We start from the raw sequence: 5,023 nt of genomic DNA, 5'->3' as shown, positions 1-5,023 counted from the left end.
GCTCGTGTCCGACGCGAGCGCCGGCGAACGGGCGAGGGCCCTGTTCGCACCCCGCTCGCTCTTCGATCGCGTGCGGAGGGCGCTCGGCGATCGCACTGCGGCCGGGGCGTAGAATCGTCGATCGTGGCCATTCAGCATTCCCCGTTCCGAGTGAACGTGCGCGACCTCGTGAACCGTCCGGGCGAGATGCGCGAGCAGCGACTCGCGATCCCCGTGGGCGACCCGATGGGCGAGGGACTCGTCGCCGTCAAGGCGGGCTCCGAGCTCGACCTGGGCGTGCGCCTGGAGTCGGTGCACGAGGGCGTCCTCGTGACCGGCGAGGTCGRCGCGGTGGCCGAGGGGGAGTGCGGCCGATGCCTCATCGACATCGCCCTGCCCGTCGAAGTCGAGTTCCAGGAGCTTTTCGCGTATCATTCTGGAGAAGCTTTCGAGTATGAGGTTCAAGACGACCACGTGGATCTTGAATCGCTCATCCGAGATGCGGTAGTGCTGGCACTGCCGTTCCAGCCGGTGTGCCGGCCGGACTGCCCGGGTCTCGACCCAGAGACCGGGGTCCGACTGGCTGATCATCCGGAACTCGTCACCCCTGAGCAGCGCGACCCGCGATGGGCCGCGCTCGCGGGGTTCGAAGCTTCCGAAGACCAAGGCTCGGATGCCGCATCCGACGCCCCCCAGCAGAGAGATTGAGAGAGAGTCATGGCTGTTCCCAAGAGGAAGAAGTCACGAGCCAACACGCACGCGCGTCGTTCGCAGTGGAAGGCCGAGGTCCCCACGCTCGTCAAGACCGTCGAGAACGGCAAGGTCACCTACAGCCTTCCGCACCGTGCCAAGGTCGTCGAGGACTCCGCGGGCACCCCGTTGTTCCTCGAGTACAAGGGCCGCAAGGTCGCCGACGTCTAGTCGGCCCCGACTCGCCTACCGACCGGTCGTGACGCGCACGGAGCACACGGGGACGGAGTCCACGGCTCCTTCGGAGCATTCACTCGAGGAATTGCAGCGTTCGCTGCAGATCGAGGTGGACCCGGCCCTGCTCCAGCTGGCGCTCACGCACCGGTCGTTCGCGTACGAGAACGGCGGCATCCCCACCAACGAGCGCCTCGAGTTCCTCGGCGACTCCATCCTGGGGCAGGCCGTCACGGTCAAGCTGTTCCGCGACCACCCCGACCTCGATGAGGGCGAGCTCGCCAAGCGGCGGGCGAGCCTCGTCTCGAGTGCCGCGCTCGCGGAGGTGGGCCGCACCATCGGCGTCGGACCGTACGTGCTGCTCGGCCGGGGCGAGACGATGACCGGCGGCGCCGACAAGCCGTCGATCCTCGCCGACACCGTCGAGGCGATCATCGGCGCCGTCTACCTCGACTCGGGCGGCGACGCCGCCACGGCCTTCGTGCTGCGCCTCGTCGGGCCGCTCCTCGACGACCCCGAGCGGTTCGGTGCGGCCATGGACCCGAAGACCAGCCTGCAGGAGATCGCGGCGCGACGCAGCGCCCCGCCGCCCGTCTACACGGTCACGGAGTCGGGACCAGACCACAACAAGCACTTCATCGCCACCGTCTCGGTGGGCGACCTGGTGCAGGCCACCGGCGAAGGCTCGAGCAAGAAGCAGGCCGAGATGGCCGCAGCACTCGAGGCCTGGACCGAGCTGAACGCCGTCTGACGTGCCCGAGCTGCCCGAGGTCGAGGTCGTCCGCGCCGGCCTCGCACCCGCCGTCACCGGCGCGCTCGTGACCGCCGTCGACGTGCTCGACCCGCGGGCGCTGACCCGCCACGTCGCGGCATCCGGCGACTTCGAATCGCTCGTCACGGGTGCCCGGATCGCGGCGGCGGTGCGTCGCGGCAAGTTCCTCTGGTTGCCCATCGGCCCCGACCGGGCGATCGTCGGCCACCTCGGCATGAGCGGGCAGCTCCTGCTGCGCACGCCCGATCACCCCGGCGACGACCGGCACGCGCGCGTGCGCCTGCATCTCGAGCATCCCGGGCACCGGGAGTTCCGCATCGACTTCGTCGACCAGCGCACCTTCGGCTCGCTCGCGGTGGATCGGCTCGTCCCGACCGCCGACGGCGAGGTGGCCGGCTTCTCCGCCGGCGTGACCGGGCCGTGGGATCGGAGCATCCCGGCGCAGGTCGCGCACATCGCGCGCGATCCACTCGACCCGGCCTTCGACGACGACGCCTTCGTCGACGCCCTCGCGCGGCGCGCCTCGGGCGTCAAGCGGGTGCTCCTCGACCAGAACCTCGTGAGCGGCGTCGGCAACATCTACGCCGACGAGTCGCTCTGGGCGGTGCGCCTGCACGGCGAGCAGCCCGCGGCGTCCCTGTCGAGGCGCCGGGCCCGCGACCTGCTCGCGGCGGTGCGCGACGTGCTCGGCAAGGCCCTCGCCGAGGGCGGCACGAGCTTCGACGCGCAGTACGTCAACGTCAACGGCGCGTCGGGCTACTTCGCCCACTCGCTGAACGCCTACGGTCGTGCCGGCCTGCCGTGCCCGCGCTGCGGCACCCCCATCGTGCGCGAGGCGTTCATGAACCGGTCGTCGCACCGGTGCCCGCGATGCCAGCGGCTCCGGATGCCGCGGCGGACGCCGGTCGCTGCCAGCTCGCGTCCAGCCCCCTGAGCTCGAATCCGAGCGCCAGGTTGATGGCGAGCATGTGGTCGTTCTCATCGGCGTTCCACGTGGAGACCTCGTGTCGTTCGGGCGCGACCTCGCCCAGCCGCACGAGGTTCGCGAGCTTGAGGAGCATCCCGAGGGCATGGCCGCGGTGCGCGCCGACGACGAGCGTGTCGGACTGGTAGGCGATGGGCCGGCCGTCGGGCAGTTCGAGCTCCGTGTAGCCGGCGACCTCGCCTCCGTCGGTGACCGCCGCGGCGACGAGCATGCCCGTGGCGCTGTCGCGGCGTTCGTCCTCGTAGGCGCGTACGCGGTCGGCGGTCCACACCTCGTCGTCGTACTGCAGCCCGCCGGCGGGCACGTCGAGCACCATGCGTGCGCGAGCCGCGGCGTACGCGTCGACGAGCTCGTCGGGCGCGCGATCCTCCCAGGTGCGGAGTCGGTAACCGGCAGCGGATGCCGCGGGCTCGCGTTCCTCGAGCGCCGAGGCGAACCCGTCGCGGCGCCCGTCGACGCGCAGCCCGCTCACCCGCTCGACCTGCTGCAACGCATAGCCGTGCGCCACGGCGAACCGCGCCGCGGCGTCGGAGGCCGGCAGTTCGGCGTCGCCGTCGGGGGCGCGCAGCACCTCGCCCGTCGTGCGGAGACTCGCGCCCCCGTGCTCCGACCACCCGACGAGCGCCGGACGCCCGGCCTCTGCGGCCTGGGCCTCCATCGCGGCGAGCAGGGCGCTCCCGACGCCGCGGCCGCGACGGTCGGGCCGCACGCCGAGCGACATCTCGGCCATCCTCGCCTGCGGGTCGGTCTCCCACACCATGGCGGCCGCGCCGACCAGGTCGTCACCCTCGTAGGCGCCGACCTCCACTCGGCGGCGGAAGCGCTGGTCGCGATGTCGCACGAGGAGCTCGGCGGCGGTGAACTCGAAGTGGTCGTGGCCCCACGTCTCGAGGGCGACGAGGCGGGTGAGCTCGACGTACGCCTCCAGCGGCCGCGCCTCGGTCGTGCCGAGGCGTGCGGGCACGGGCACGGGTCGGATGTCGATGGCCACGCGATCGTCCTCCTCGCCGTCGGTCGGACAGCCGCCCAGACTATCGCCGGGCGCGGCGCGCCGGCAACGATCGATCCTCAGCTTCGCGGCGAGGGTGCGCGGGAACCGGGCGCCCGCTCGGGTACGCTCGTGCGAGGCATCCGCACGACCCAGCCGCACCCGGGGGACCATGTACCTGAAGAGCCTGACGCTGAAGGGATTCAAGTCCTTCGCGCAGCCGACCACGTTCGCGTTCGAGCCGGGCGTCACCTGCATCGTCGGTCCCAACGGCTCGGGCAAGTCGAACGTGGTCGACGCGCTCGCCTGGGTGATGGGCGAGCAGGGCGCGAAGACGCTGCGCGGCGGCAAGATGGAGGACGTCATCTTCGCCGGCACGGCGACGCGCGGCCCACTCGGGCGAGCCGAGGTCAGCCTCACGATCGACAACGCCGACGGCGCCCTGCCGATCGAGTACAGCGAGGTCACGATCTCCCGCACGCTGTTCCGCAACGGGGCCAGCGAGTACGCCATCAACGGCGAGACCTGCCGGCTGCTCGACGTGCAGGAACTGCTCAGCGACTCGGGGCTCGGCCGCGAGATGCACGTCATCGTCGGCCAGGGGCAGCTCGACGCGGTGCTGCACGCGAGCGCCGAGGACCGGCGCGGCTTCATCGAGGAGGCCGCAGGCATCCTCAAGCACCGCCGCCGCAAGGAGAAGACGCTCCGCAAGCTCGACGCGATGCAGGCGAACCTCACGCGGCTCTCCGACCTCGCCGGCGAGATCCGGCGCCAGCTGAAGCCGCTCGGCCGCCAGGCCGAGGTGGCCCGCGAGGCCGCCACGATCGCCGCCGTGGTGCGCGACGCGCGGGCGCGGCTCCTCGCCGACGAGGTCGTGGGCCTCCGCCGCGCGCTCGACGAGCACGGGCGCAGCGAGTCCGAGCGGCACAGCGAGCGGCAGGTGCTGCAGCAGGAGCTCGAGCAGCACCAGGCACGGGTCGAGCGACTCGAGGCGACCTACCTCGGCGACGACGTCGACGCGGTGCGCTCCACCTCCCATGCGCTCGAGTCCGCGCAGGAGCGCCTGCGGGCGCTCGACGCCCTGGCGCGGCAGCGCATCGCCCTGCTGAGCGCCCAGGTCGAGCCGACGGATGCCGCGCCGAGCGTCACCCGCGCCATGATCGACGAGGCGACCACCGGACTCGACGGCTTCGGTGCGGCCGTGGGCGAGGCGGCCGCGGCCCTCGAGGATGCGGTCGCCGGYACCCGGGCCGCCCGGGTCGAGCTCGACCGCGTCGACGAGGGCATCGCCCGGGACAGCGCCCGCGTCGCCGCCTACGACCTCGAGCTGTCCAAGCTCGCCGGGCAGGCCGACACCGCCGCGTCCAGGCTCGCC

Annotated in this window: 6 protein-coding genes; 5 read left to right on the top strand and 1 reads right to left on the bottom strand. The window is 72.3% G+C overall.

The genetic code is table 11. From position 1 onward, the window contains the following. The first annotated feature begins 186 nt into the window (after positions 1–186). From AC1DY2_RS15240 to mutM, 4 genes are all read left to right on the top strand, one after another. Complete coding sequence (locus AC1DY2_RS15240; protein ID WP_476763195.1) at positions 187–687, top strand: YceD family protein; 501 nt, start codon at positions 187–189, stop codon at positions 685–687. 9 nt (positions 688–696) lie between these two features. Next, on the top strand, positions 697–900 hold the full coding sequence (gene rpmF, locus AC1DY2_RS15235) for a 50S ribosomal protein L32 (RefSeq protein WP_022887809.1): 204 nt from the start codon (positions 697–699) through the stop codon (positions 898–900). Positions 901–991: 91 nt separating this feature from the next. Further along, the gene (rnc, locus tag AC1DY2_RS15230) at positions 992–1,654 is read left to right on the top strand and encodes a ribonuclease III (protein ID WP_476763194.1); all 663 of its coding nucleotides are present in this window, start codon (positions 992–994) and stop codon (positions 1,652–1,654) included. A 1-nt stretch (position 1,655) separates the two neighbouring features. After that, a complete protein-coding gene (gene mutM / locus AC1DY2_RS15225) occupies positions 1,656–2,609 on the top strand; it encodes a bifunctional DNA-formamidopyrimidine glycosylase/DNA-(apurinic or apyrimidinic site) lyase (protein ID WP_476763193.1) in 954 nt (317 codons plus the stop codon). Here mutM and AC1DY2_RS15220 read toward each other — a convergent pair. Beyond that, complete coding sequence (locus tag AC1DY2_RS15220) at positions 2,515–3,651, bottom strand: GNAT family N-acetyltransferase (RefSeq protein WP_476763192.1); 1,137 nt, start codon at positions 3,649–3,651, stop codon at positions 2,515–2,517. The two genes, mutM and AC1DY2_RS15220, sit on opposite strands and share 95 nt — an antisense overlap. A gap of 169 nt (positions 3,652–3,820) precedes the next feature. On the opposite strand from AC1DY2_RS15220, the gene AC1DY2_RS15215 reads away from it, so the two are divergent. After that, a partial coding sequence (locus AC1DY2_RS15215) for a chromosome segregation SMC family protein (protein WP_476763191.1) occupies positions 3,821–5,023 on the top strand: 1,203 nt, incomplete at its 3' end.

It is taken from the genome of Agromyces sp. P1_H4 (genome assembly GCF_056405255.1).
The sequence above is the reverse complement of the archived record's forward strand: the minus strand, read 5'-3'. Positions and strand labels throughout refer to the sequence as shown.